This window comes from Pirellulales bacterium, from assembly GCA_036490175.1.
Taxonomy (GTDB): domain Bacteria; phylum Planctomycetota; class Planctomycetia; order Pirellulales; family JACPPG01; genus JACPPG01.
The window spans coordinates 1-25,471 of sequence record DASXEJ010000146.1; the positions used below are offsets into that span (position 1 = coordinate 1).

Here is a 25,471-nt window from a genome sequence, read left to right on the forward strand (position 1 = left end):
CTAACTGCTAGCGATGACATGACATCCGTGCTTTGCTTGACTCGCTGTGAATATGAAAGCGACCGGAGGCCAAGGGGGCCCCGGATGAACGGAGTCTAACGCTTTCAGATTGGAAGGAGAGTTATGGAGATGATGACTAAAGAGCAGGAAGTTCTTCGGGTCGCTGACGAGATGTTTCAACAGAGCCCGGACTGGGTAACATTCTTTCGCGAGATCCTGGGCCTGGAAGGGGTTTGCCGCCGGGCGTTCCCCGCACCCGAATTAATGAGCCGTTTCGAACAAGCCCCGGAGTATGCCGAAATCCAACAGCGGCTGGCGAAGCTGCGGGCCCGCGGCGACTTCTTTGCCAATTCGCGCGAGCCGACGCGAGTGATCACCGTGCGCCTCCCCAAGAGCCTGCACGAGTCATTGCGGGCGGAAGCTCACGAGCGTCATACGAGCATGAACAAGCTCTGTATCTCGAAGCTGTTGCAGATGGTCGACGGCGAATTGGTTCCGGCAGACGCCTAGTAGGCGCGGAGACCGGCAGGCGGGTGGCGCCTACGTGCCCGCCCGCGGCGGATACGCATTGGGTGGCGAGCACAAACAGAAAAAATGGGTTCGGAGTGGACTTGTAAGCCGGGTTCTGTCCCCGTCGTGTCCCGTGAGGGGCACGACGGGAGATGGTCATTTCTCTAGGGAGCCGATTGCTCGACTCCTCAAGCAGCCTACCCGGAAGTCGATGACGGCCCAGACGGTCCGTGGCGTTACCCGCCGGCTTTCGCCGACGGCAGCGCCTGCTCCCTGTTTGGCCTTGCACCCGATGGGGTTTGCCTAGCCAGGCCGGTCGCCCGACCTGCTGGTGAGCTCTTACCTCACCGTTTCACCCTTACCTCGTGCGGGACGAGCCCTCGCGAGGCGGTTTACTTTCTGTTGCACTTTCCCTGGCCTCGCGGCCGGTGGGTGTTACCCATCATCGTGTCCGATCGGTGCCCGGACTTTCCTCTCGCCGAACCAGTCGTGAGGCCTTGCGGCGCTGCGCGCATGGTTCGACCAGCGGCCATCGGGTCCACTCCGAACCCAGCAGCTACGATAGTCGACATGGAAGGTCACGTGAACGGCTCTCGGCAAATCGGCCGTCTGCCGCACTGGCTTCGGGCGTCGTCCAGTGGCGACCTTGCCAGGAATCGCGCCGCGCGAGTTCGGCGTCGATAGCACGTTTGAGTGCCGGTTTGTCCAGACACCAGGTCGGAGCGGTCAGGTACTCGGGAGGAGCCTCGCCACTGATGCGCTCGACGATGCACGTCGGCGGGAGCAATTCCAAGAAGTCGACAAGCGTCGTGACGTATTCCTCTCGCTCCAGTAGTCGCACTTCGCCGCTGGCAACCCAGTCGGCCAGCGGGGTATTCCGGACGGCATATAGGTTGTGGATTTTCACGGCGTTGAACCCTAGCCGGCCCACTTCCCTGGCGCTGGCCATCATGTCGGCGTGCGATTCGCCGGGGAGTCCCAACATGATATGGGCGCAGATCTCGAAACCGCGTCCGTGGCACCGCGCGATGGCATCTACCAGGGCGCCGTGATGATGGCCGCGATTCATCCAGTCCAGCGAGCGATCGTGCATCGTTTGCATTCCCAGCTCGACGGATAGGTACATCCGACCGCCGATCTCGCTGAGTAATTCCAGTACGTCCTCGGGGACGCAGTCAGGTCGCGTGCCGATGGCCAGGCCAACTACCTGTGGATGTTCCAGAGCCTCTTCGTAGACGGCGCGCAGACGGTCGACCGGGGCATAGGTATTAGTTGCGGGCTGAAAGTACGCCAGGAAGTGGTTCACGTCGTAGCGCCACTTCAACCGGCGGATCCCGTCGTCGAGTTGGGCCCGAATGGCGCCGCGCGGAACGCGACGGCTGGGGCTGAAGCTGCGATTGTCGCAAAAGACGCAGCCGCCGGTGGTCACCGTCCCGTCCACGTTGGGACAGGTGAAGCCCGCGTTCAGGCTCACCTTTTGCACGCGGTGGCCGAACTTATGGCGGAAGAAGTGGTTCAGGGCGAAGTATCGTAGCCCAGCGGTACGCCAGGCAGGCGTTTCGACATCATCCATAGGCAGCCATTATTGACGCATTGGGAGGGGCTGCCTAGACTCAAACCAAGACGCGGTAAGTGTTATCGCATCATGTTCTCCCGTCAGGCAAATTCGACATGTACGGTGAACTGGTCCCAGTCGGCGGAGGCGACACGATTCCTCTGCTGAAGAAGACCCTGTTGGTGGGCCGACGCGAAAGTTGCGATATCGTGTTGCGCTTTCCCAATGTGTCCGCTCATCACTGTCAGTTGCAGGTCGATGCCGGTTATTGGTACATCCACGACCAGCAGAGCCGCAACGGTGTGAAGGTCAACGGCACGCGCGTTACCGAGAAGCGGGTCGACCCAGGCGACATCCTCAGCATTGCCACGCATCGTTACACCGTGCAGTACTCGCCGATGGACCTCGGGGCCGTCGGTCCGCCCCCCACTCCGGGCACTCCCCAGTCGGAAATATTCTCGAAATCACTGTTAGAGCGAGCCGGCTTGAAAAAGAACGACGGGGCCACGGACAACCGGCGCTTCGACGTGCTCAACAACGAAGCCGGACAGATCAAGGATTCGAACAAGCCTGTTTGATTCTTGCACTTCATGATCGAGTCATCATCGCTGCGAAGACTGTTCGATCGTTGGAGAGCGACTGACACGCGGGATTGGAAAATGCAGGCATACGCCCACTGCGCGTCTGCTGCTCGCTTGGCCGGATCACGTGTTTCTTCACACCTCAATGCTTCGCGGTAGTTCGCGCTGCGCATGGCCAAGAAAAAAAAGATCCGAGCCAACTTTCGCAAGAACCGAGGGACGCGGGTTCGCACGACCGATTGGACCCAGCGCTTCGCCGCCGATAAGACGCGTGACGATGAGTCGTTGCGCGGCGAGCGCATTAGCGGACGCGGCGAGCTGACACGCAAGCGAACCATTATGGTCGACGATCACTCCGCGGCCGGTGCCGAACCGGGGGACGCGGTGTTGGGAGTCGACATGGCCGAGTGCCTGGCCGGTCGCGTGCTTTCGGTGCAAGGTCTGACAAGCACCGTTCAAACGCCGGATGGGCAATTGCACCAATGTGCCACGCGCCGCTTGCTGAAAACCCTCAGCACGGATCAACGTCACGTGGTGGCCGCAGGTGATCGCGTGCAATTTCGTCCTGCCCAGGGGAACGAAGGAATCATCGAGCGCATCGAGCCGCGGCATGGCGTGCTCAGCCGCAATGTGCGCGGACGGCAGCACGTCATTGTCGCCAACGTCGACCAGTTGCTGATCGTGGCCAGCGCCGCCGAACCGTATCTGAAACCCAATCTTATCGATCGGTTTCTTGTCAGTGCCGAGAAAAACAGAATCCGGCCCTTGATTGTCATTAACAAGATCGACCTGGTCGAGCGCGGGTCGCTCGCGCCGATGGTGGGCGTGTTCAGCCAGATGGGCTATCGAGTGTTGCTGGTCAGCGCGCGGACGGGATTCGGCATGGATCGCGTGCGACGGGCGCTCGCCAATTGTGCCACGGCCGTCGCTGGGCAGAGCGGTGTCGGCAAATCGTCACTTCTCAATGCCGTGGAAACCGATTGGAGCCTGCGCGTCGCCGAGGTCAGCGAAGAGACTCAGAAGGGTCGCCATACGACGACCACGGCTCGTCTATTGACGCTGGGTTGCGGAGGGTACGTCATCGATACGCCGGGAATCCGACAATTCCAACTATGGGATATCGTGCCGGAAGAGGTCGCTGGCTGCTATCGCGATCTGCGTCCATTCGTCAACAAGTGCCGATTCCCCAATTGCACCCACACGCACGAGGCCGACTGCGCCGTCAAGGATGCTGTGGCCGATGGCTGGCTAGACGCGCGACGTTACGAAAGTTACTGCCATCTCTTTAGCGGCGACATGGCCGTTTAATATGCCGTCGACCTTGCACGTTTGTTTGGGCCATTCCGCAACGAGTGCGTGTATGACCGGGTCCAGGCTTGCGAACTCCGCAGTTGGTCAGGTTTGTCATCAAGTCGCCGGTCGTGAACCGTGGCAACGGTATGACTGTCCTATCTGGAGGCCGGATTTTCTGGCCGCAAACGCGTGGGGCCGTATACTTCGATCAGGCAGCTTGCCATTGATGCTATCAAGCAAGCGACACAGCGAGATGATCGAGATTGTCACCTATCACCGAGGGTCACAGCCATCGTAAAAGAAATGTACCGCTCCGAAACGGTCGTCAGCGAATCCGCTGTATTGGTCGGTGTCGTATTACCGAGCCACCGGTTTCCCGGCGATCCTTTGGACGAATTGGAAGGTTTGGTGCAATCGGCCGGAGCACGCATCGTCGGTCAGTTGACACAGCGGCGCGAAACGCCAGACAAGACGACATATCTGGGTAAGGGCAAAGTCGAAGAGTTACGGCTCTTGGCCGAAGCGCAAGAGGCGGACGTCGTCGTCTTCGACAACGATCTTAGTCCGGCGCAGACGCGTAATCTCGAGAAGGCGACCAATACCAAGGTGCTGGATCGAACTGAGCTGATTCTCGACATCTTTGCCAGTCGCGCGCAAACTCACGAGGCGCGCCTGGCCGTCGAATTGGCGCAGCTACAGTACTCGCTCCCGCGGCTCAAGCGCATGTGGACCCACTTGTCGCGCATGAAGATGGGAATCGGCATGCGCGGCCCGGGCGAGAAGCAATTGGAAGTCGACCGTCGTCTAGTCGAGAAGCGAATTCACGACCTGCGCGATGAACTGTCGGTCATCGAGCGGCGCAAAGAGCGGCAAGTTGCCGCGCGGCACGACCGCATGACAGTCTCGCTCGTCGGCTACACCAACGCCGGCAAGAGCACGTTGTTGAACGTATTAACCGGCGCCGACGTACTGGCCGCACACAAGCTGTTCGCCACGCTCGACACGCGCACGCGTCGTTGGCAGTTGCCCGGCTGGGGGCCTGTGCTGTTGAGCGATACGGTCGGTTTCATTCGCGAGCTGCCGCATCATCTGATTGCCAGCTTCAAGGCCACCTTGGAAGAGTCGCGGCAGGCCGATCTCTTGCTGCACGTGGCCGACGCCAGCAGCCCGGCGGTTTATCAACAGATTGCCGCGGTGTATGGCGTGCTCGAAGAATTGGGGATCGAGGAAAAAGACACGCTGCTCGTACTCAACAAAGTGGACGCACTGGCCGACCGAATACAACTCGATGGTCTGCTCGAACGTTATCCCAACGCGGTACCGATCAGCGCCCGACGTGGCCAGGGACTGGCGCAACTGGCCGGCAAAGTCAGCGAAGCGTTGAGTCGTGGATTTCTCGACGTCGACATCGAAACCGATGCCTCGAACGGCCGGCTGTTGGCATTTCTCGCGGCGCATGGAGAAGTTTTGTCGCAGCAATACCACGACAGCAGCGTCACGGTTCACTGTCGTATCGCGCAGCAGCATCTTGGACCGATTCAAGACCTGGCCAAATGCATCCGTCCTCATCAATCGGACGGATCGCTCGCGGTCGATCCTAAGGAAGTACCTCCGGCCAAGATCGAGGACGTGGCATGATGTTGGCGACATCCCGGCGGTTTGTGAAACGGCGCCCGCGAACCGCGAGCGCGCGACAATGCGCAGACCGCATGCCGGAGATGGTTTAACGCGTCGCCAACCAGGGCACAGAGACGACAATGACGCGCCGTGCCATCAAGGGATACCGAGCCATTGTCACCGGCGCGTCGAGCGGCATCGGCCGTGAACTGGTGATGGAGCTGGTACGCCGTGGTGCCCGCGTTGTTGCCACGGCGCGCCGGGCCGATCGTTTGGAATCGCTGGCCGTCGAGGCGGGCTCGTATCCGGGCGAGATCACGACCGTAGTCGGTGACATCACGCGCGAGGAAACGCGCCAGGCACTCGTCGCGTGCGCCACAGACCGTTGGGGTGGGATCGATCTGCTGGTCAACAATGCCGGCGTTGGCATGATACGCGATTTTGACCAATCCGATGCCGATCGATTGCGGCAACTCATGGACGTGAATTTTTTCGCAGCGGTCGAGATGACACGCGCAGCGCTCCCTGTGTTACGTGCCGGACGGCAGCCGATGGTGGTCAACGTCGCCTCGATCCTGGGGCACCGCGGCATCCCGCACTACACGGAATACTGTGCCAGCAAGTTCGCCTTGGTAGGTTTCAGCGAGGCTTTGCGTGCAGAACTGGTGGGTCGGGGAGTCGAGGTCTTGGTCGTCAGCCCCGGCACGACGAAATCCGAATTCTTCGACGTGCTGGTAGCCGAGCAGCCGGGCGTGGGGAGCCGCGGCGAAGGGGGCGTGTCTCCTGTGGACGTCGCCCTGGCCACCGTTCGCGCGATCGAGCGCAGCCGGCACTTGATCATCCCCAATAATCGGGGTCGGCTGCTGTTGTGGCTGAATCGGCTCTCTCCGCGACTGGCGGACGCCCTGGTGGCGCGTTTTGGGTAAGCAATCGTGCGTAATCGTGTGCCTGGCGTGCCTCGATGCTCGTGTTGCACCATCCTCCAGGTCGGTAGCCCGTTAAGCCGCTCAGGCTAGCAAACCGTGCGCGTCCCCTGTTACACTTAGTGAGTACCGCTCTGCCGGTATTCAGCCTGCCTGCCGTACTTCGAACCTCAATCGCATTTCGACGCCCCGGAGCCCTCGATCATGTCGTCATTATCACGCCGCAAGTTTTTGGAAGATTCGATGCTCGCCGCCGCCGCGGCCGTTGCTGCCGGCAGCCTCCATACGGTCCGCGCCGATGACGCGGCACCGGTCAGCAAGAGTCCCAACGAAAAGCTTGGTGTCGCTTGCGTGGGCGTGAATGGTCAAGGCAAAAGTCACCTGGGTGCTTACTCGCGGCGACCGGATACCGAGGTGCTGTACGTCTGTGACGTCGACGAGAGTGTTGGCCGCGAACGGGTCAAGGAAGTCGCCGCCCGCCAAGGGCGCGAACCGAAGTATGTGGCCGACTTGCGACAACTGCTCGACGACAAATCCGTCGATATCGTCACGACCGCAACGCCCAATCATTGGCATTCGCTGGTAGGCATCTGGGCGATGCAATCCGGCAAGGATGTGTACGTCGAGAAGCCCGTCAGTCATAACGTCAGCGAAGGTCGCCGCATGGTCGAGGCGGCACGCAAATATGGCCGCATCTGTCAGACCGGCACACAGTGCCGCTCGATGAAGGGGTCGATCGACGCGATTGCACATGTGCATCAGGGCAAGATCGGAGAATTGAAGATCGCCCGCGGCCTTTGCTACAAGAAGCGCGGCTCGATTGGGCCGAAGGGAAACTATCCGATTCCGCCAAGCGTGAACTACGACCTGTGGTCGGGACCGGCCGCCGTAAAGCCATTGACGCGCGAGCGCCTGCACTACGACTGGCACTGGATGTGGGACTACGGCAATGGCGACTTGGGCAATCAGGGCATTCATCAAATGGACCTGGCGCGCTGGGGCCTGGGCACCAATACGCTTAGCACCGAAGTCGTCAGCTACGGCGGCCGCTTGGGCTACGAGGATGCCGGCGAAACGGCGAACACCCAGGTCATCATTCACGATTATGGAAATCAGCAACTGGTGTTCGAGGTGCGCGGCTTGCCGACCGAGGATTTGCGCGGCGCTCGGGTCGGCGTGATCTTCGAGGGAACCGATGGATTCGTGGTTCTCACCGAGTACACGTCCGGCGCCGCGTTCGACTTGAAAGGAAACAAAGTCGCCGAGTTCCAAGGGGGCGGTGATCATCACGGCAACTTCCTCAAGGCGGTGCGCAGCCGAAAGGTCGAGGATCTGAATGCCGACATTCTCGAAGGGCACCTGTCGAGCGCGCTGTGTCATCTTGGAAATATTTCGTACCGCCTGGGCGCGAAGACGCATTTCAAGGATGTCGAGATGCGACTAGCCGGCAATGACGACGCCGTCGACACCTTTGAGCGGTTTAGCGACCATTTGAAGACGAACGGTGTCGACCTGGAAAAGGCCGAGATCGCCTATGGCAAGGAGCTACATATCGATCCGCGCGGCGAAACGTTTGTCAACGATTTGCAGGCCGATGCCATGCTGACACGTGAGTACCGCGCGCCGTTCATCGTGCCCCCGGCCGGACGCGTTTAGCTTCCGAACGGTAATTCAAAGGCTCCATTAGATGCCGCGTAAGACGTGTGCGGCATCGTCGCACAGTCGTTTCGCTTCGGCCGTTGTGGGGGCCTCGGCGATCGCACGAACGATAGGTTCGGTATTGCTCGCCCGGACCAAGAGCCACCGGCCTGGCCAATCGAGACGCAAGCCATCCATGCTGTTGGACGTAGCGTCGGCAAAATGCTTCTTGAGGGCGGCCAGCCCAGCGGCGATCTTCTCGGGCGATAGCGAGATCTTGGTCTTTACGATTTCGTAGCGCGGCAATTCGTCGGCTAGCCGGCTTACCTTTTCCTCGCGCGCGGCCATCGCGTCGAGCACTAGCGCCATGCTGACAAAACTGTCGCGCACTAGCACCACGCGTGGGTCGATGACACCTCCGTTGCCTTCGCCTCCTAGCACTGCGTTGTGCCGATTGATCATGTCCACCACGTTGGCTTCGCCGACCGCCGAGCGATAAAAAGGAACATCGTATTTGGCGGCCAGATCTTCGGTCATGCGGCTGGTCGAACAATTGGTGACCACCGGCCCCGGCCTGCTGCGCAATACGTGATCGGCGCACAGCGCAAGCGTGTATTCCTCGCCGATATAGCGTCCGGTTTCGTCGATGATCGCCAAGCGGTCGGCATCGGGGTCCTGACAGAAGCCAATATCCGCGCCCAAGGTTGAAACGCGGGTCAGTACGCTGGCGAGATTCTCTGCGGTCGGCTCGGGAGTATGAGCAAACTGGCCGTCTGGGTGTTCGCCCAGCACCGTCAGCTGACAGCCGAGATCGTCGAGTAACCGCCGCCCCAGTAGGCTGCCGGCGCCATGATTCGAATCGAGTAATACGCGGAATTTGCGACGCTTGATACGCTCGACATCGACCGTTGCCAAGACCAAGGCGCAGTGAGGCGAAATCGCGTCGCCACACGAGATCGCGTGGCCAATCTGGTCATGACGGGCCCAATCAACCTTTCCCGCGCGGTAACTGCGGAGCACTTGTTCCCCTTCGGCGGCCGGAATCACGCGCCCGGCGGCCGAGAATAGCTTCAGGCCGTTGTACTCGGCCGGGTTATGGCTGGCCGAAATTTGCACGCCGCCGGCCGCCAGTAGCGTTCGTACGAGTACGCCCGTAGTGGGCGTCGCCGCCACTCCCGCGTCGATCGTGTCGCGGCCCACGGCCTCCAACCCGCTGGCCACCGCTTGGGCCAACATCCGACCGGTGCCGCGGCCGTCGCGCGAGATCAATACCGGACGCCCCGGCGGCAAGGTCTGGGCGAACGCGCTCACGTAGCGAATCGCCACCTCCGGTGTCAGGCTGTCGCCGACGATGCCTCGCAAGCCCGAAACGCTGATGATCGGTTCACTCACGGACATGGCTCCTCGGGTATTGTGATGATTCGGTTACGCTGCTGGCACGTGCGAGCGAATATATGCGAGCAAGTATAGCAGCAGCGTTGCATTGGCGCCGCCGTGACCCGGCCGTGGCCCTTGTGAGCGTGCGGGTTTTCGGCACAATAAACGCCACGCCGCAAGAATTTTCCCCTCTGCGCGTGGCGTATTTCAGGAGCACCTATGGCGACCAAGTCCCAACCCACGGATGAACTCGTAGCCGAAGTCGCCGCAGCGTCTGCGGCTGGAAAAATGTCGGCTACCGCCGCCAAAAACATAACTGCCTGGCTGAGCGAGCCACGCTACGCAGAATACGCGCCGCAAGTGGCCGAGCACATCACGGCCGGCCGCTGGCAGCAATTGGACGACGTGTTTTGGACCGTCATCCCCTTCGGCACTGGCGGCCGGCGTGGCCGCATGTACCCGATTGGTTCGAACGCCATCAACGATCGCACGATGGGGGAAAGCGCGCAGGGGCTGGCCGATTACGTCAAGACCGAGCGGCCGACGGGGGATTCGTTTTCTTGCGCGATCGCGTGCGACACGCGGCATCGCTCGCGACACTTCGCCGAGTTGTGCGCCGAAATCATGGTTGCCGCCGGTTTCGAAGTTTACTTTCTCGACGGCGTCCGCAGCACGCCGGAGCTGTCGTCAACCGTGCGGCACTTCCGTTGTTCGTGCGGCATCATGATCACGGCCAGCCACAACCCTCCCAGCGACAATGCGATCAAGGCGTATTGGAGTACGGGCGCGCAGCTGCTGCCGCCGCATGACAAGGGAGTGATCGATCGCGTGATGAGCGTCTCCATGATCAGCCGCGTGCCGTTTGCCGACGCCTTGGCCGCGGGTCACGTGAAGTACTGCCAGGAAGAGGCCGACAAGGTCTACATCAGCGGTGTCGTGGCGCAAAGCATTCCTGGGCCGCGCGCCCTGAAGATTCTGTACTCGCCGATGCACGGCGTGGGTGCCTCGAGCGTCTGCCCGGCGCTGGCCGCGGCGGGCTTCACGGACGTGGAAGTGTTTCGCCCGCAGGCGGATCCGGATGGCGATTTTCCGAATGTGCCAGGACATGTGGCGAATCCGGAGAATCCCGCCACGTTCGATGCGACGATCGAACGGGCGCAGCAAATCGGCGCCGAAGTAATTCTGTCGAGCGACCCAGACGCCGACCGATTGGGCCTGGCCGCCCCTGCGACCACAGCCCTCGGCGCGCCCTGGCGTATTTTCACCGGCAATCAAATCGGCGCCCTACTGGCCGAATACGTGCTGGGTGGCCGGCGCGCGGCGGGCACGCTGTCGAGCGACAACTATGTCGTCAAGACACTGGTCACGAGCGAGATGGTGCGCCGCATCGCGGATTCGTACGGGGTAAAGACTTACGGGAACTTGCTCGTCGGCTTCAAATGGATTGCGCAAACCATCGATGCCGAAGGGCCGGAACGATTCGTTTTCGCCTGTGAAGAGTCGCACGGTTTTTTGGCCGGCACGCATGTGCGCGACAAGGATGCGGCAGTGGCGGCCATGCTGGCGGCCGAGTTGGCCGCGCAGTGCAAAGCGGCAGGGCAGACACTCAGCGAGAAGCTCGACGCGTTGTTCTGGCAGCATGGCTGTCATGCCGAGCGCACCGTATCGAAAACGATGCCAGGTAGCGAAGGTATGGCGCAAATGAAGTCTGTTATGACGCGCTTGCGCACCAAGCCGCCAGAATCCTTGGGCGGAATGCGGGTGGTGGCCGCCCGCGATTATCTCAACCGGGTGACCATGATTCCTGGCAGCGGCACAAAGCCGCTCGACGGGCCATGCGACGACCTGGTGATCTTTGACCTGGAGCGTGCCGGTAACTATGCCGCCGTGCGTCCCTCGGGCACAGAGCCGAAGGTGAAGTTCTATAACTTCGCCTACGAGCCGGCCGAACAGCTGGCGAATCTCGAAGACACAAAGGCCGAACTTGAGGATCGTTTGACGGCGATCGAACGCGACCTGGCGGCCGTGGCCGAAGCTACTTAGGCGCGGATTTTCAAGCCACTCAAGGCGGTTGAAATCACACGCTGTCGTTGCTCAGCGTATTGGCTCGATCCGATCCTTGCCCATCAAGAATCGCAGAACCTGTGGGACAGCGATCGTCCCGTCGGCCTGCTGGTAATTCTCCAGGATGGCGATCAACGCGCGGCTGATGGCGATCGCTGTGCCGTTGAGTGTGTGCAGGAACTGCGTGCCTTTTTCGCCTTTCACGCGGTAGCGAATGCCCAACCGCCGAGATTGATAGTCGGTGCAGTTCGAGGTGCTGGTTACCTCGCCATATTCGCCGGCCTCGCCGCGGCCCGGCATCCAAGCTTCGAGGTCAAACTTTCGATAGGCTGGTCCTCCCAAGTCGCCGGTGGCGGTGTCGACAACGCGATAGGGAATGCCCAGTCCGTCGAACAACCTCCCTTCTAATCCGCAGAAATAGTCGAGCATGGCGTCGCTCTGTTCCGGCAGCGTGAAGGCGAACATCTCAATCTTGGTGAATTGGTGGACGCGATACAAACCGCGCGTTTGGCGGCCATGCGCTCCGGCCTCAGTACGGTAGCAATGGCTGATGCCGCAGTATTTGAGCGGCAGACGATCTGCGTCGATGATTTGATCCGCGAGCAATCCACCAAGCGTGATTTCGGCCGTGGCCACCAGGCTCAGGTCGCTGTCTGCAACGCTATAGATCTGCGTCTCGGGCCCGCGCGGAATGTATCCGGTGCCTTGCAGGATTTCGTTGCGCGCGAGATCGGGTGTGATCGTGGGCGTGAAACCTTCGCCCACCAACAGATCAATCGCGTACCGTTGCAAGGCCAATTCCAGCATTACGGCATCGTTCAGCAGGAAGTAAAAGCCGTGCCCGGCGACCTTGGCTCCCCCCTCGAAATCGAACAAGCCCAATCGCTCGCCAAGGGTGACGTGATCGAGCGGTTTGAAATCGAACGTGGGGAGGGCCGTTTTGCCTTTACGAATCTCGAGGTTTGCCTGGTCGTCAGCACCGGTCGGCGCATCGGGGTGCGTCATGTTGGGGATCGAGCGGTGGATCACGTCGAGGTCGGCGCTGATCTGCTCGAGTTCGGCCTGCGCGGCCGTGGTCTGTTCGCGGAGCTCGCGCCCTTGGTTCTTACGCGCTTCACGTTCGGCGGGATCCTTGGCCTGACCGATCGATTTCGAGACTTCGTTGGCCTGTCGATTGAACTGGTCGACCTCGGCTTGCTTGTCACGGCGCTGAGCTTCGAGTGCCAGAAAGCGGTCGATGTCGGCTTTGGCGCCGCGCAAGACGCAATTCTTTTTTACGAGGTCGGCATTCTCGACGATGAATCTTCGATCAAGCATGATAGAGAGAAGAACCGTTGAATGATGAATGCGGAATGAGAAACGCAGGAGACGCTACGAAGCCAGGTGACCATCACATTTGTAAAGGGAATGGCTTCATCGTCATTTCTTCAGGATGCTGATTTCCTGCCACAGGTGGGCGCTGGCCTTGATGCCGCGGTGAAAATCGGCCAGGCAGAACTTCTCGTTCGGACTGTGGGTGTTGTCGTCGTTCTGCCCCCAACCCAAGAGCAGGGTATCGACTCCTAGCTTTTCGTGGAAGGTCGACACGACGGGAATCGATCCTCCCTCGCGAATGAAAACGGGCGCGCGACCAAAGCCCGCTTCGATCGCTCGCGAGGCGGCGGCCATATAGGGACTTTCCAGCGGTACGACCACACCCGGTGCGCCGTGGAAACTGATCAATTCCATATTGATGCCCGGCGGGACGAGCCCTGCGAGCATTTTGCGCAGCGAGGTCGCCACCTTGTGCGGGTCCTGGTTGGGCACCAGACGAAAACTGAACTTCGCGCTGGCGCGGGCCGGCAGCACGGTTTTGGCCCCCTCGCCTTGGTAGCCACTGGTGAGGCCATTGATATCGCAAGTCGGGCGTGCCCAGCGGCGTTCGAGCGTGGTGTAGCCATCTTCGCCAGAAAGCGCCTCGACACCCAGCTGGCGCATGAACTCGCGCTCGTCAAAATTCAGCTTGCGCATCGCCGCACGTTCGGAATCGGCGATCGGAATTACATCGTCGTAGAAGCCGGGCACTTGCACCTGCCCACGTTCGTTGACCAATGCCGTGAGCATACGCGCCAGGGCGTTGGCCGGGTTGGTCACCGATCCGCCGAAGACGCCCGAATGCAAGTCCTGACTAGGACCGGTCAAGCGCAGCTCGAAGTAAGCGATGCCTTTCAAGCCGTAGGTAATGGCTGGCTGGCCGGGCGCGAACTGGCTGGTGTCGCTAATGACAATGATGTCGCAGGCCAAACGGTCGTGGTTTTTATCGACGAAGGCGTCGAGATTGGCGCTGCCGACCTCTTCTTCACCCTCGATCACATACTTCAGATTCAGTGGCAATCGCCCGGCGGTCTTGATCCAGGCTTCGGCACTTTTGATATGGGTGAACATCTGGCCCTTGTCGTCGGTCGCGCCGCGGGCGTAGAGGTTGCCGTCGCGCACTGTCGGCTCGAAAGGAGGCGAAATCCACTCGTTCAACGGATCGGGCGGCTGCACGTCGTAGTGACCATAGACCAATACCGTGGGCGCCCCTGGCATGGCCGGCGACTGGGCATATACGATCGGGTGCCCGGCGGTCTCGATCAGCTCGGATTGAAATCCGAGCGACTGGAATTGCCGTAGCACCCAGTTGGCCGCGGTGCGGATGTCGCCCTTATGGGCGCTCATGGCGCTGACGCTGGGGATCCGCAGCAACTCGAAGAGTTCTTGCTCGAACCGCGGGCCATGTTGATCGAGATATTGGTCAAGGGTCGGCATCGGCAAGTCCCTGAAATCTAATGACTATTGATTCACGCTGGCATGGCTAACGCTGGCCGGGCCGAGGGTAGGCCAAGCAAGCGATTGCACGGCAAGTCTGGCACATCCGCCGGCTTGGGTACGGTCGAGGAAATTCCGTTGGCGGTGCGAAATGTTCCGTGAAAAGCCACCGACACAGGATTGGCCACGGTAGTTTCGCGTCTAATATAATCGTTTGCGGCCAAATCACCACGCCGCGAGCTGGAAGTGAACGCTGGCAATTGCACCAGCGGGAGTTTATGCCAAAATTGTAGCGGGTCGTCTCCCGTAACGTCGGCCGTGCGTAGGATCGACGCCAGGGAGCTTGCAGAGATGGAGATTTGCGGTGTCCCAACAAGCAGCTGTTGCCGAGCCGGTCGTCGAAACTGTCGAGCAGCGAAAAACGCGCCAGGCGAAAAAACCCAAGCGGCAACCACGTTACAGCGTCATTCTCTGGAATGATGACGACCATTCGTATCCCTACGTCATGGTAATGCTGCAAGAGCTGTTCGGGCATACGCTCGAAAAGGGGTACCAGTTGGCTGTCGAGGTCGATACGGGCGGTCGGGCCGTCGTGCTGACCACGACCCGTGAGCATGCCGAACTGAAGCGCGATCAGATACACGCCTACGGCAAGGACGACTTAATCGCCGGTTGCAAAGGCTCGATGAGCGCCACAATTGAGCCGGTCGAAGAAGAGTGATAATGGCGGTCAGGGACGTGAATCCATTCGCGGTATTCCTGGGATCCGTCACCCGGCAATCGATCCGTGTCCGGACAGTGTCGAATTCCAATTTAAACTGCCGCGGCCTGGTCGATCGTAAGTGCGGCTGTCGCAGCAGCGCGTTGTTTTGTGTGTGTTGAACCACCGTTCCTTTAGACATCCAGCACTCCATGCCAACGCTACGAACTGCCACGCTAGGCTGCAAGGTGAATCAATACGAGACGCAATTCGTGCGCGAGGGGTTGCAGGCGATCGGATATCGCGAGGCAGTCGGGGACGAGTCTGCCGACCTGTGCATCGTAAACACTTGCACCGTAACGGCCGAGGGAGACGCCAAAAGCCGTCAGGTGATTCGCCAGCTTGCTCGCCGCAACCCCGGCACGCGCATCGTGGTGATGGGCTGCTATGCCACGCGCGCCGCGGACGAGGTGGCCGCGCTCCCCTCGGTCGTCGAAGTCGTCACGGACAAACGCGAGTTGCCGGACTTGTTGGGCCGATTTGGCGTCGTGGACATACCGACTGGAATCGAAGGGCTTGATGGTCGACAGCGGGCTTATGTCAAAGTGCAAGATGGTTGCCTGTTGAATTGCACGTTTTGCATCATCCCCAAGGTCCGGCCCACGCTGGTTAGCCGACCTCCCGAACAGATCGTGGCCGAAATCGGCAGGCTGCTAGCCCGTGGTTATCGAGAGATCGTGTTGACCGGCATCCATCTCGGTCATTACGGCATCGAATGGAATCGCGGCCGTCCGAAGATCGAGTGGGTACGCTTGTCTCATTTGTTGAATCGTATCGCGCAGCTGCCTGGCGAGTTTCGCATACGGCTTTCCAGCATCGAGGCCACGGAAGTGACGCGCGAATTGATTCAGGTAATGGCGGACTACCCACGGAAAGTCTGCCCTCATTTGCACATTTCGATGCAAAGCGGTTCCGATAGCGTGCTTAGACGGATGCGGCGTCGATGGGGGGCAAAGCGTTTTGTCGATCGTTGCCGGTTGGTTTACGAATCGCTCGAGCAGCCGGCTCTCACGACCGACATCATCGTGGGATTTCCTGGCGAAACGGACGAAGAGTTTTCCGACACCTGTCGAGTTGCTGAGGAAGTCGGCTTCTCGAAGATTCACGTGTTTCCTTTCAGCCCACGGCGGACAACGCTGGCGGCTGTGATGATCGATCAGGTGCCACCTCATGTCAAAAACGAGAGAGTGGCGCGACTTACCACGCTCGCCGAGCAACTGCGCGACGATTATTACCAGAGTTTACGCGGAAGAACGTTGCAGGTCCTCGTGGAGCCGCGCGCGGCGCGACGACCTGAATTTCTGTTGGGCACATCTTGTCGCTACGCGCCGGTAGAAGTGCCGGCCGAGGGTGCCCGCATTCGCGAGTTCGTCACAATCACGGCAGGAGATGTGGCCGACGGCTGTATTCAGGCGCTGGTCGAGGACGTACCGCACCGCGCTCGCGCATTGGCCTAGAGTAGAGGCGCAGGAGCGAGGGGAACGCCGGCAGGATGCGGTTTCGCCACTGCCTGGATTGTTATAATCTTTATCTTGTAAGAAACCGGTGCGCCTTGGGGGCGCGAAGCTGTTGTCGCAGCCTCGAGCGAAAAGCATGGGCATTAAATTCGAATGTGTCCATTGCGGCCACGTGCTGCACGTGAAGGACTACCTCGCTGGCAAGCGCGGGGTTTGTCCGCATTGCCAGGGAAGAATCGAGATTCCCAACACGCCCGGTGGTCCTGCGCAAGCGGACGACGGGACTGCCATTGCGGTGGAAGTGCCCGTCCTCGTCGACAATGCGCCGTCCGTTGCGACTGCGCTTGTGCAATCTAGCTCGACCGCTGGCGCGGCAACAGCGAACATTGCCACGTCGGTGCGGACGCCGCCGCCTGGCGAGGCGCGGTCCGTGTCGTATGATCCGATCGCCGAGGGACCGCACTTACAATGGTATGTTCTGCCCTCCGGATCAATCACCAAGTACGGACCGGCTCCGGGTGACATGATGCGTGCCTGGATTAACGAGGGGCGTATCTCGGCCGACTCGATGATATGGCGCGAGGGCTGGCAGCAATGGCGATCGGCGGTCAGTGTTTTCCCCCAACTGTCATCACTAGCCATCCCAGGCTCCACGGCTGTCCCAGCACCAAATACCGCGCCCCAAGCGATGTCAACATCGAATGCCGTGGCCGAGATACCGGCAGTGGTTTTGACCGTCGATGATTCCATGCCGGCGCCGGTCGCGCAACGAGGCGCCGCCCGTCGTCCCGGCGCGCGTCGTGTTCGAGATCAACGGAATTTGGTCGTCGTTTTGCTCGGCACATTGATCGCGCTGCTGCTGCCCGTGCTGATTTATGTATTGATGCATCAATAGCGTGAGGGCACACGTTTCTTGCTGCCGGACTACAAGCTCGCATGCATTCAAAGTCGCGACTGCGGGCGCGACTTAATGGATTTACCCTGTTTACCATCTGGCCCTTTCACCACGTGCAACAGATTCACGGGCTACATGTCAGCGACGATTGTTGCCCGATAGGCTGTTTTGGAATCCCGTTTGCACCGTGATCGCTCGTTGGCTGGGGCTCGCCCGTAGGATACAATTCGACGAACTTGTTCTTCTGCGATTCACGTCGCCTTCTCCGGCACCCAGGAGCTGAATGCCATGAAATATCTCAGCAAGAGTCTCACATTAATCCTGCTTTGTTCGGCGCTGTTCTCGACTGTTTCGACCGCTCGTAGCGCTGATCAGGCGGCAAAAACTTTTGTGGTCGGGGGAGCCTACCAATTGACCGCGCCAGCGGCCTGGATCAGCCGCGAGCCGCGGACGCGGATCGTGGAGCACGAGTTCGCCATTCCGGCCGCCAAGGGGGATGAACAGGATGGCCGTATGACGGTCATGGGGGCCGGGGGTGGGATTGAGGCCAATATTCAGCGGTGGTACGACCAATTCACCCAGCCCGACGGCGCGAGCACCAAAGACCGAGCTAAAATCGAGAAGCGAACGATTGCCGGCCAGGAGGTGACTATCGTGGACCTCTCTGGCACGTATATGGATCGTCCTGGGCCCATGGCGCCGGGTGTCGAGCGTCCGAACTACCGCATGCTGGCCGCCATTGTCGAGACCAAGAAGAACGGCAGCCATTTTTTCAAGTTCTACGGGCCGCAGAAGACGGTCACCGACAATTCCGAAGCGTTTGGCAAGATGCTCGACAGCTTGAAGCAAAAATAACGGCTTCTCACCGCGCCATATGGAGGCCGAATTCCCTCACGTCTGGTCAGCCTGCTAAACGATGAAAATTCAACAGTTTCTCGACCATCACGGGATCGGCGTCAATCCGTTCTCGGAAGAAGATGCCCAGACTGATCCGGTTTTCAAGGATCATTGCATCTACAGTACCTACCATCCCAGTTGGGACAAGGTGTACGGCGATCCGGCCGAGCCGGCCACCTCGATCGTGTTCGGCGAAAAGGGGTCGGGCAAGACGGCCTTGCGTTTGCAAATCGTGCGACATCTGACCGAGTACAACCGCAAGAATCCCAATCAGCGGTTGTTCGTCATCGAATACGACGACTTCAACCCCTTTCTTGACCGCTTTGTCGAGCGCGTCAGCGCCCGGGCGATTCGCAAAGACCAGGTCTTGTCGCAATGGAAGTTGTGGGATCATATGGATGCGATATTGTCGCTGGGCGTTACGCGCCTGGTGGATCGCATCTTGGATGGGCCAAAGCAACAAAATCCTTCGCCGGCCGATATTGGTCCGCTAGAGACAGGCCTTCTCGATCGGCACCAGGCACGTGATCTGTTGTTGCTGGCGGCGTGTTACGATCGGTCGATGGCCGAAGCGCCTCGGCGGCGATGGCACCGCTTGCGTCGCAAGTTGCGCTTTCGTACGTGGCGGGCGCGGTGGCCTGCTGCGTTGGGCTTTGTCGTCGTGATCGCCGTGTTGACGGCCATCGGCGCCGCGCAAGATTGGTCGTGGTTGGGCACGCCGTGGCCCTACATCGTGATGGCGGCGGCTTGGATTCCCTGGGTTGTGCGCGCTACACGCTGGATGTGGCGGGCACGCCGCGTGGCACGGCAATTGCGCGTGATCAAGCGCGAGGTCAATCCGTTGCGCCAGGTGCTCATGAACTTCACCACAGATCAGCTCGCCGGGCAGCCGTTGCCCGAGCGCGATCGAACGGACGATCGCTTTGAGCTACTCGTGAAATTTCAAGGCGTGCTGGCCGGCTTGGGTTTTACGGGCGTGGTGGTCCTGGTCGATCGCGTCGACGAGCCGCATTTCGTCAATGGCGCGGCCGACCGCATGCGCGGGCTATTGTGGCCGTTACTGGACAATAAATTTCTCAAGCATCCTGGCCTGGGGTTCAAGCTGTTGCTGCCCATCGAGTTGTCTTACTTCATCGAGCGCGAGGATCGCGATTTCTACCAGCGAGCGCGACTCGACAAACAAAACATGATCCCCTCGTTGGACTGGACGGGGGAGGCCCTGTACGACGTCGCCAACGCAAGACTCAAGGCCTGCGCCATCGACGGACGGACGCCGTCGCTGCGAAACCTGTTCGACGACACGGTCGACGATCGGCGACTGATCGCGGCCCTGCGCACGCTGCGTGTGCCGCGGCATTTGTTCAAATTTCTCTATCGCGTCTTCGTCGCCCACTCTAACGCCCATACGGACGAAAACCCAGTCTGGCAGATTTCGGGACCGACGTTCGAGTCGGTGCTGGCACTGTACGAGCGCGATCAAGAGGCGTTCGACCGGGGCATGGCGGCGGGGTAAATACGCGCCGCCGACGCGCATGAGTACCGTAGCCGAGGCGACTGGTGAGGCCCGATGGGATCAGTCCTCGCCGGCACGGCATTGATGTAAACTGCTGCGCCGAAAGGCGCAAAGGTTCGCCGCGCCGCGCCGCGCAAAACATTTCTCGAGTCGTAAATCTGCCGATTTTCTGGCCTTTACGTCTCCGGCGCTTGTCGGCACAATACCGCCTCGCCAGTGACCCCCATCTAGCCAGTCGCTGGCCCTGCGGCCGGAGCAGACGTCAGGAAGACGCGCGACCGACGCAGAAGTAGCAGAAACAGCAAGGAGCGCTGAAAGTGATCCACTCCCTTCGCCGAAGTACGATCGCGGCACTCGTGTCAGCGCTGGCTGCGACCAGCGTTTCTCTCGCTCAGGCCCCGCAGCAACCTCTGCGTCCCGCAGGACCGCCCCAAGGTACAGCCGGACCCGCACAGGGTGGCGGTGTACCGAACGGTGGCGCCCCCTCCGGAGCAGCACCAGCGCACCATCCGCAAGGCCACACGGGCGCCGCTGCCAGCGTCGCGATTATCGACCTGCCGTACATCCTGAAGAATCACGGCGGATTCAATCAACGGCTCGAGGAGTTGCGTCGCGAGGCCGAGGGAGTGGAAAACGATTTCAAGTCCAAACGCGATGCCATCCAGAAGATCATGGTCCAGCTCGAAGAGCTGCAACGCGGCAGCCCCGACTACAAGAAACTCGAAGAAGAGATCACCAAGCGCCAGGCAGGCCTGAGCGTTGACATCAACATCGCCAAGAAGAAATTTCAAGAGGCGGAAGCCAGAATCTACTACGAGGTCTATCAGCAGATTCTGGCCGAAGTTCGCTACTATGCCGAAGTCAATCGTATTGGCCTGGTCCTGAAGTTCAACGGCGACGAAGCCAACAAGGACAATCCCGACGAGATTATGCGCGAGATGCAAAAGATGGTGCTGTATTACAACCACAGCATGGACATCACGCCCATCATACTTGAGAAAATGAAGGGACAGCCCGTGCGACCCGGTGGTAATAACCCCGCAGCGCAACGGACTGGCGTTCAGCCGCGCCGGCAATAATTACCGGCCGGCGGGCATGCGGCTTCGTGGTTCTCTGTTCTCTGTTCTCATTCCGGATTCCAGTTCGCTAAACCAGCCTGATGTACATTCCAAGACAGCAACGCACCATCGAGAGGTCGGCGACCGTCGCGGGCTTCGGGTATTGGAGTGGGCGTGACGTACGCGTCGAGTTTCGCCCCGCGGCGCCGGATACGGGCGTCGTATTCGTACGAGATGATTTGCCAAAGCCGCTGAAGATTCCGGCTACGGTGGCGCAGCGCGTGGAAACACCGCGGCGCACCACTTTACGCGCCGGAGGCGCCAGTGTGGAAATGGTCGAGCACATCATGGCCGCCTTGGCCGGGCTGCGCATCGACAATTGCGAAGTATGGGTCAACGCGGTGGAAATGCCCGGCTGCGACGGATCGAGCTTGCCGTTTGTCGAAGCCCTCTCCGACGCGGGCGTAGTGAATCAGAATGCGGATCGCACGACCTTGGTGGTCCGCGAGGTCACCAGGCTGGGCGACATCGATAGTTGGATCGAGGCCCGCCCTTCGGCTGGTCCGGGAATGTCGGTCAAGTTCCGCATCGACTATGGGTCGAGCACCGCTATCGGTCGTCAGACGCTGACGCTGCCGATCACGCCCGACTCGTTTCGCCGTGAACTGGCGCCGAGCCGGACGTTCATGCTGAAAAGTGAGGCCGATTGGCTCGTCGCCCAGGGGTTGGGCAGCCGCGCGTCGACCAAGGACCTGTTGGTTTTCGATGCCGAGGGGCCGATCGACAACGAGCTAAGATTTCGCGACGAATGCGTGCGTCATAAGGCACTCGATCTGGTCGGTGATTTGGCGCTGGCCGGCTGCGACCTGGTCGGGCACTTCGTGGCGCATCGCAGCGGCCATCGGCTGAATGCGGAACTGGTTCGCGTGCTGCTGATGGAGGGAGACATGGTGACGGCGCGCCGCCGCTCGGCGTAATAACGCCGGGCTTGCGTTGCGTCGATGGCAGAGTCAATGCGATTCCTTACTTCGGAAAACTGTACTGCGGCTGGCGACAAAGGCGTCGCTCGAAACCGCAGGGGCGCGGAGCTGATCGGTCATGGCTACCTACGTCTCTGAGCACGTGGCGATCGACGCTCGCGCCGAAATCGACGTCGATGTCGAAATTGGACCGTTCTGCGTCATTGGCCCGCACGTTCGCATCGGCAAGGGAACGCGACTCGAAAACAACGTGACCATCATGGGGCACGTTACAATCGGTCAGAACAATCATCTTTACCCAGGCGTGGTGATCGGCGGCGAGCCGCAGGACATCAGCTATCAGGGTAGCGACACTCAGGTCGTGATCGGCGATTCGAATTGCTTCCGCGAGGGTGTCACGATCAATCGTGCGACCGAGAAGGAAGACGGCATCACGTCGGTAGGAAACCACAACTTCCTCATGGCTTGCAGCCACGTGGCGCACGATTGCCGCCTGGGCGACCACATCATCATCGCCAACGGAACGTTGCTGGGTGGACATGTACATGTCGACAACCACGCGTCGATTTCTGGAGCCGTGGGTGTTCATCACTACGCCAGCATTGGATCGTACGCGTTTGTCGCCGGCATGAGCCGTGTGTTGCACGATGTTCCGCCGTTTATGCTCGTGGATGGGCATCCCACGCGACCGCGCTGCATTAACGTGGTGGCGCTGAAAAGAAACAACTTCTCGCCCGAGTCCATCGATAGCCTGGCCGAGGCGCATCGGCTATTGTTCCGGGCCAAAGTGGGTTTGGCGCACGCCCGCGAGATTCTTCGCGGCAACGACCAGATCACGCCCGAGGTGACCGATTTGCTGGCATTCATCGAGCGTCAGCAAGAGGGCAAACACGGCCGCGCTCGCGAGCGCAGGAGAGCCTCTTGAAGCCGGTCAATGTGGCCGTGGTCGGGGTAGGGCATTTGGGTAGGATTCATGCCAGGATCCTGGCCGGCCTGCCGCAATTCTCACTGGTCGGGCTGGTCGATCCGATCGCGGAAAATCTTGATCGCGCCACGGCCGATTTTCAAGCGCCGGGCTTCCGCAACGTTCGCGACTTACGCGGCACGATCGATGCAGCCGTGATCGCCACGCCAACCCGCTTTCATCATCAGGTGGCCAGCGAGCTATTGGCCGAGGGCGTTCATCTGTTGGTGGAAAAGCCGCTGGCTTCGACCTACGACGAAGCATGCTCGCTCGTGGATCTGGCCAAACGTCACGGTGCGGTATTGCAAGTAGGCCATGTCGAGCGTTTCAACCCTGCTTATGCTTCCGCGTTGCCGCATGTCGGCGCGCCCAAGTACATCTCGGCCGTGCGACGTTCGGGTTTTTCTTTTCGATCGACCGACATCGGGGTTGTCCTGGACCTGATGATCCACGACATCGACCTGGTGTTGTCGCTGGTTCGTTCGCCGCTAAGGCAGGTCGAGGCACTGGGCCTGGCACTGTTTGGCCGACACGAAGATGTGGCAAACGCTCGACTGGCATTCGAAAATGGCTGCGTAGCCGAATTAAGTGCCTCGCGCGCCAGCCGCTCGCCGGCACGCACGATGGACGTCTGGTCGGCGCGCACGATGGCGAGTCTCGATTTTAGCGCCCGGGTTGCTTCGGTAATCCGTCCCAGCGCCGCCATCTTGCGGCGCGAGGTCGATATCGAACGGCTGGCGCCTGCCGAACGGGACGCTCTCAAAGACAAGTTGCTCACCGAGCACTTGCCCGTCGAGCAACTGACGTCGGTGCCGCGCGACGCGATCACGGCTGAACTCGAGGATTTTGCCGAGAGCATTCAGACCGGGCGCGCACCACAAGTAACGGGAGAAGCGGGCCGCGATGCGGTCGATGTGGCAGAACGCGTGCTGGCCAAGATCGCTCGTCATGCCTGGGACGGCACCCCCGACGGCGTGGTCGGCCCACAGGTGGCCCCCTCTCGACAGATCATTCCGGGACCGCATTGGGGCAAAAAGCCCTCGACGTCGCCGGTCGAACGTCGCGAAGCTGGCTGAGGCAATTGCCCTGCTGACAGGCGTCCGTCTCTGCTGCTCGCGGCTAAGCGTGGCTGATCAGCGTTAGCCGCGTTCGATCAGCATTCTCTTTACGCCAGGTCGCGGTCCTCGAACATCAGCAGGGCCAGCACCATGGCCACCGTGCTGTACAGCAGCGAGTAGACAGCTGCCCAGGCCAGATAGGCCATTGGCACGATTCGCCCTGTGGAAACGGCTGCCGGAATGTCGAAATCATCCAGATTCGGCAGCACCGTGGCGATGAACTGTCCGAAGAACGATACCAACCGCGATTCGCGGAAGGCATTGGCAAACACCGGCGCCAGGTGCCCCAACGCATAGATCGTCACGCAGATCACCAGGTTCGGCAGCATTGGCAATCGCGTCGACAAGGCGATACTAATCGAGGCCAGCATCGTGGCCTCCATGAATTTCAAGGCCAAGCCCGGCACAATCTGCAGCATTTCGGTCTGGCACTCGGCGGCGGATGGTTCGGGGTTCGAGGTTTCGCGGGCTTCGTGCTTTACCTTGTAAGAAATCGTCGCCAGGAACAAGGCGCCCAGAACCAGGAAGACCGAAGCCGTGGGGGCCAGCACGCCCAGGAACTTGCCAAGGATGAACTGGCGCCGCCCGACAGGCTTACTCAACAATGTCAGGGCCGTGCGCCCTTCAATTTCGTCGGACACCGAGACGCTAGCCGTCCAGACCGCCAAGATCACAGACAGTACAGTGATCAGCGCTAAACCAGAGTCCTTGATCATCTTCACGTCTTCGCCGAGCGTGTAGTACGGGATAAAGGGGAACACCATCAGCAACACGGCGCCCAACACCAACACGACCCAGAACAACGGCTGTGCCCAAGCTTCCTTGGCTGTAGTGTGGGCGATGGCCGCGACTTTGGGTGCGACCAGCACCAGCAGGAAATAGATGGCGAAGAATAAGGCCGTTAGCGCGGCCACCCCGACGGCCACGATCCACAGCGGTTCGACCCAATTGATGATGGCGGCGAACAGAACGGGTGGGTGCATATGCATGGAAATCCTGTCGTCAGATTTCGGTATTCAATATTCAGGTCAGCGGGAAAGAGCAGGCCGTGAACGTTCGTCATGGCTCCCCCGACCCGCCGATGGTTTAGTCGCTGCGGGTCAAGCGAATAACTATTGGCTACCGACTACTACTTACCTTCTCACTTCAAAGTTCAAAAATTCTCCGCTGGCGGGCCCGCCGTCGACCTGTTGACCGTGAATGTTGTCGGCCATCTCGGCAGCCAGGGCCGCCAAGAACCGGTCGACCTCGCCCGGGGACCCCTCGGTGACCAATCGCACGCGGCCGTCCGGCAAGTTCTGCACGTAGCCAGTTATGCGAAAACGACCGGCAATCTGCCGCGCCGTGTAGCGAAAGCCGACCCCCTGCACCCGACCTTGAAACAACACATCGCGCCGCACTTGCTCAGCCGAATCAGCCAACGCAGCACACCTTTTTGCGGCTTACTTTTCCTGGCCCACCAAACTGCGGCGTGCGCGGTC

At 60.3% G+C, this 25,471-nt stretch carries 22 protein-coding genes and 1 other RNA gene; 16 read left to right on the forward strand and 7 right to left on the reverse strand.

The window, feature by feature from the left end; genetic code table 11:
* The first annotated feature begins 129 nt into the window (after positions 1–129).
* Entirely contained in the window at positions 130–510 is a 381-nt protein-coding gene (locus tag VGG64_11310; GenBank protein ID HEY1600185.1) for a toxin-antitoxin system HicB family antitoxin, read from the forward strand.
* 88 nt (positions 511–598) lie between these two features.
* Here the strand turns inward: VGG64_11310 and rnpB are convergent.
* Positions 599–1,055: RNase P RNA component class A (gene rnpB / locus VGG64_11315), an RNA gene on the reverse strand.
* Between the two features lie 11 nt (positions 1,056–1,066).
* Positions 1,067–2,083, reverse strand: a complete 1,017-nt coding sequence (locus tag VGG64_11320; protein ID HEY1600186.1) for a TIGR01212 family radical SAM protein — start codon at positions 2,081–2,083, stop codon at positions 1,067–1,069.
* A gap of 98 nt (positions 2,084–2,181) precedes the next feature.
* Between VGG64_11320 and VGG64_11325 the strand changes: the two genes are divergently transcribed.
* From VGG64_11325 to VGG64_11345, 5 genes are all read left to right on the forward strand, one after another.
* Entirely contained in the window at positions 2,182–2,643 is a 462-nt protein-coding gene (locus VGG64_11325) for an FHA domain-containing protein (protein ID HEY1600187.1), read from the forward strand.
* A 174-nt stretch (positions 2,644–2,817) separates the two neighbouring features.
* Entirely contained in the window at positions 2,818–3,954 is a 1,137-nt protein-coding gene (gene rsgA, locus VGG64_11330) for a ribosome small subunit-dependent GTPase A (protein ID HEY1600188.1), read from the forward strand.
* A gap of 288 nt (positions 3,955–4,242) precedes the next feature.
* Entirely contained in the window at positions 4,243–5,577 is a 1,335-nt protein-coding gene (hflX, locus tag VGG64_11335) for a GTPase HflX (GenBank protein HEY1600189.1), read from the forward strand.
* Positions 5,578–5,696: 119 nt separating this feature from the next.
* Positions 5,697–6,482, forward strand: a complete 786-nt coding sequence (locus tag VGG64_11340; GenBank protein HEY1600190.1) for an SDR family NAD(P)-dependent oxidoreductase — start codon at positions 5,697–5,699, stop codon at positions 6,480–6,482.
* 201 nt (positions 6,483–6,683) lie between these two features.
* Complete coding sequence (locus tag VGG64_11345; GenBank protein HEY1600191.1) at positions 6,684–8,135, forward strand: Gfo/Idh/MocA family oxidoreductase; 1,452 nt, start codon at positions 6,684–6,686, stop codon at positions 8,133–8,135.
* A gap of 27 nt (positions 8,136–8,162) precedes the next feature.
* Here VGG64_11345 and glmM read toward each other — a convergent pair whose 3' ends face one another.
* On the reverse strand, positions 8,163–9,515 hold the full coding sequence (gene glmM / locus VGG64_11350) for a phosphoglucosamine mutase (GenBank protein HEY1600192.1): 1,353 nt from the start codon (positions 9,513–9,515) through the stop codon (positions 8,163–8,165).
* A gap of 198 nt (positions 9,516–9,713) precedes the next feature.
* On the opposite strand from glmM, the gene VGG64_11355 reads away from it, so the two are divergent.
* Positions 9,714–11,537, forward strand: a complete 1,824-nt coding sequence (locus tag VGG64_11355; GenBank protein ID HEY1600193.1) for a phospho-sugar mutase — start codon at positions 9,714–9,716, stop codon at positions 11,535–11,537.
* 51 nt (positions 11,538–11,588) lie between these two features.
* On the opposite strand, the gene serS is transcribed toward VGG64_11355, so the two are convergent.
* Entirely contained in the window at positions 11,589–12,875 is a 1,287-nt protein-coding gene (gene serS, locus VGG64_11360; GenBank protein HEY1600194.1) for a serine--tRNA ligase, read from the reverse strand.
* Between the two features lie 102 nt (positions 12,876–12,977).
* A complete protein-coding gene (locus tag VGG64_11365) occupies positions 12,978–14,348 on the reverse strand; it encodes a dipeptidase (protein HEY1600195.1) in 1,371 nt (456 codons plus the stop codon).
* 364 nt (positions 14,349–14,712) lie between these two features.
* Here VGG64_11365 and VGG64_11370 point away from each other — a divergent pair, with 364 nt between their 5' ends.
* From VGG64_11370 to VGG64_11410, 9 genes are all read left to right on the forward strand, one after another.
* A complete protein-coding gene (locus VGG64_11370; protein ID HEY1600196.1) occupies positions 14,713–15,069 on the forward strand; it encodes an ATP-dependent Clp protease adaptor ClpS in 357 nt (118 codons plus the stop codon).
* 191 nt (positions 15,070–15,260) lie between these two features.
* Positions 15,261–16,565, forward strand: a complete 1,305-nt coding sequence (gene mtaB / locus VGG64_11375; protein ID HEY1600197.1) for a tRNA (N(6)-L-threonylcarbamoyladenosine(37)-C(2))-methylthiotransferase MtaB — start codon at positions 15,261–15,263, stop codon at positions 16,563–16,565.
* 136 nt (positions 16,566–16,701) lie between these two features.
* Positions 16,702–17,460: a DUF4339 domain-containing protein gene (locus VGG64_11380; GenBank protein HEY1600198.1), complete on the forward strand. Its 759-nt coding sequence runs from the start codon at positions 16,702–16,704 to the stop codon at positions 17,458–17,460.
* Positions 17,461–17,748: 288 nt separating this feature from the next.
* Entirely contained in the window at positions 17,749–18,315 is a 567-nt protein-coding gene (locus tag VGG64_11385; GenBank protein HEY1600199.1) for a hypothetical protein, read from the forward strand.
* A gap of 61 nt (positions 18,316–18,376) precedes the next feature.
* Positions 18,377–19,870, forward strand: a complete 1,494-nt coding sequence (locus VGG64_11390) for a hypothetical protein (protein HEY1600200.1) — start codon at positions 18,377–18,379, stop codon at positions 19,868–19,870.
* A gap of 317 nt (positions 19,871–20,187) precedes the next feature.
* Positions 20,188–20,949: an OmpH family outer membrane protein gene (locus VGG64_11395; protein ID HEY1600201.1), complete on the forward strand. Its 762-nt coding sequence runs from the start codon at positions 20,188–20,190 to the stop codon at positions 20,947–20,949.
* A gap of 80 nt (positions 20,950–21,029) precedes the next feature.
* Positions 21,030–21,905, forward strand: a complete 876-nt coding sequence (gene lpxC / locus VGG64_11400; GenBank protein HEY1600202.1) for a UDP-3-O-acyl-N-acetylglucosamine deacetylase — start codon at positions 21,030–21,032, stop codon at positions 21,903–21,905.
* Between the two features lie 121 nt (positions 21,906–22,026).
* Positions 22,027–22,833: an acyl-ACP--UDP-N-acetylglucosamine O-acyltransferase gene (lpxA, locus tag VGG64_11405; protein HEY1600203.1), complete on the forward strand. Its 807-nt coding sequence runs from the start codon at positions 22,027–22,029 to the stop codon at positions 22,831–22,833.
* Positions 22,830–23,948 carry a Gfo/Idh/MocA family oxidoreductase gene (locus tag VGG64_11410; GenBank protein HEY1600204.1) on the forward strand — a complete coding sequence of 373 codons (1,119 nt, stop codon included), beginning with the start codon at positions 22,830–22,832 and terminating at the stop codon, positions 23,946–23,948. Before lpxA ends, VGG64_11410 begins: the two co-directional genes overlap by 4 nt.
* Before the next feature lie 89 nt (positions 23,949–24,037).
* Here the strand turns inward: VGG64_11410 and VGG64_11415 are convergent, their stop codons facing one another.
* Positions 24,038–24,973 carry a hypothetical protein gene (locus tag VGG64_11415; GenBank protein ID HEY1600205.1) on the reverse strand — a complete coding sequence of 312 codons (936 nt, stop codon included), beginning with the start codon at positions 24,971–24,973 and terminating at the stop codon, positions 24,038–24,040.
* A gap of 150 nt (positions 24,974–25,123) precedes the next feature.
* Complete coding sequence (locus tag VGG64_11420; protein HEY1600206.1) at positions 25,124–25,411, reverse strand: acylphosphatase; 288 nt, start codon at positions 25,409–25,411, stop codon at positions 25,124–25,126.
* Between the last annotated feature and the right edge of the window lie 60 nt (positions 25,412–25,471).

Bases quoted from the DNA above. Each gene is read 5' to 3' on its own strand.
- VGG64_11310 (HEY1600185.1), top strand. From the start codon at position 130: ATGATGACTAAAGAGCAGGAAGTTCTTCGGGTCGCTGACGAGATGTTT.
- VGG64_11320 (HEY1600186.1), bottom strand. From the start codon at position 2,083: ATGGATGATGTCGAAACGCCTGCCTGGCGTACCGCTGGGCTACGATAC.
- VGG64_11325 (HEY1600187.1), top strand. From the start codon at position 2,182: ATGTACGGTGAACTGGTCCCAGTCGGCGGAGGCGACACGATTCCTCTG.
- rsgA (HEY1600188.1), top strand. From the start codon at position 2,818: ATGGCCAAGAAAAAAAAGATCCGAGCCAACTTTCGCAAGAACCGAGGG.
- hflX (HEY1600189.1), top strand. From the start codon at position 4,243: ATGTACCGCTCCGAAACGGTCGTCAGCGAATCCGCTGTATTGGTCGGT.
- VGG64_11340 (HEY1600190.1), top strand. From the start codon at position 5,697: ATGACGCGCCGTGCCATCAAGGGATACCGAGCCATTGTCACCGGCGCG.
- VGG64_11345 (HEY1600191.1), top strand. From the start codon at position 6,684: ATGTCGTCATTATCACGCCGCAAGTTTTTGGAAGATTCGATGCTCGCC.
- glmM (HEY1600192.1), bottom strand. From the start codon at position 9,515: ATGTCCGTGAGTGAACCGATCATCAGCGTTTCGGGCTTGCGAGGCATC.
- VGG64_11355 (HEY1600193.1), top strand. From the start codon at position 9,714: ATGGCGACCAAGTCCCAACCCACGGATGAACTCGTAGCCGAAGTCGCC.
- serS (HEY1600194.1), bottom strand. From the start codon at position 12,875: ATGCTTGATCGAAGATTCATCGTCGAGAATGCCGACCTCGTAAAAAAG.
- VGG64_11365 (HEY1600195.1), bottom strand. From the start codon at position 14,348: ATGCCGACCCTTGACCAATATCTCGATCAACATGGCCCGCGGTTCGAG.
- mtaB (HEY1600197.1), top strand. From the start codon at position 15,261: ATGCCAACGCTACGAACTGCCACGCTAGGCTGCAAGGTGAATCAATAC.
- VGG64_11380 (HEY1600198.1), top strand. From the start codon at position 16,702: ATGGGCATTAAATTCGAATGTGTCCATTGCGGCCACGTGCTGCACGTG.
- VGG64_11385 (HEY1600199.1), top strand. From the start codon at position 17,749: ATGAAATATCTCAGCAAGAGTCTCACATTAATCCTGCTTTGTTCGGCG.
- VGG64_11390 (HEY1600200.1), top strand. From the start codon at position 18,377: ATGAAAATTCAACAGTTTCTCGACCATCACGGGATCGGCGTCAATCCG.
- lpxC (HEY1600202.1), top strand. From the start codon at position 21,030: ATGTACATTCCAAGACAGCAACGCACCATCGAGAGGTCGGCGACCGTC.
- lpxA (HEY1600203.1), top strand. From the start codon at position 22,027: ATGGCTACCTACGTCTCTGAGCACGTGGCGATCGACGCTCGCGCCGAA.
- VGG64_11415 (HEY1600205.1), bottom strand. From the start codon at position 24,973: ATGCACCCACCCGTTCTGTTCGCCGCCATCATCAATTGGGTCGAACCG.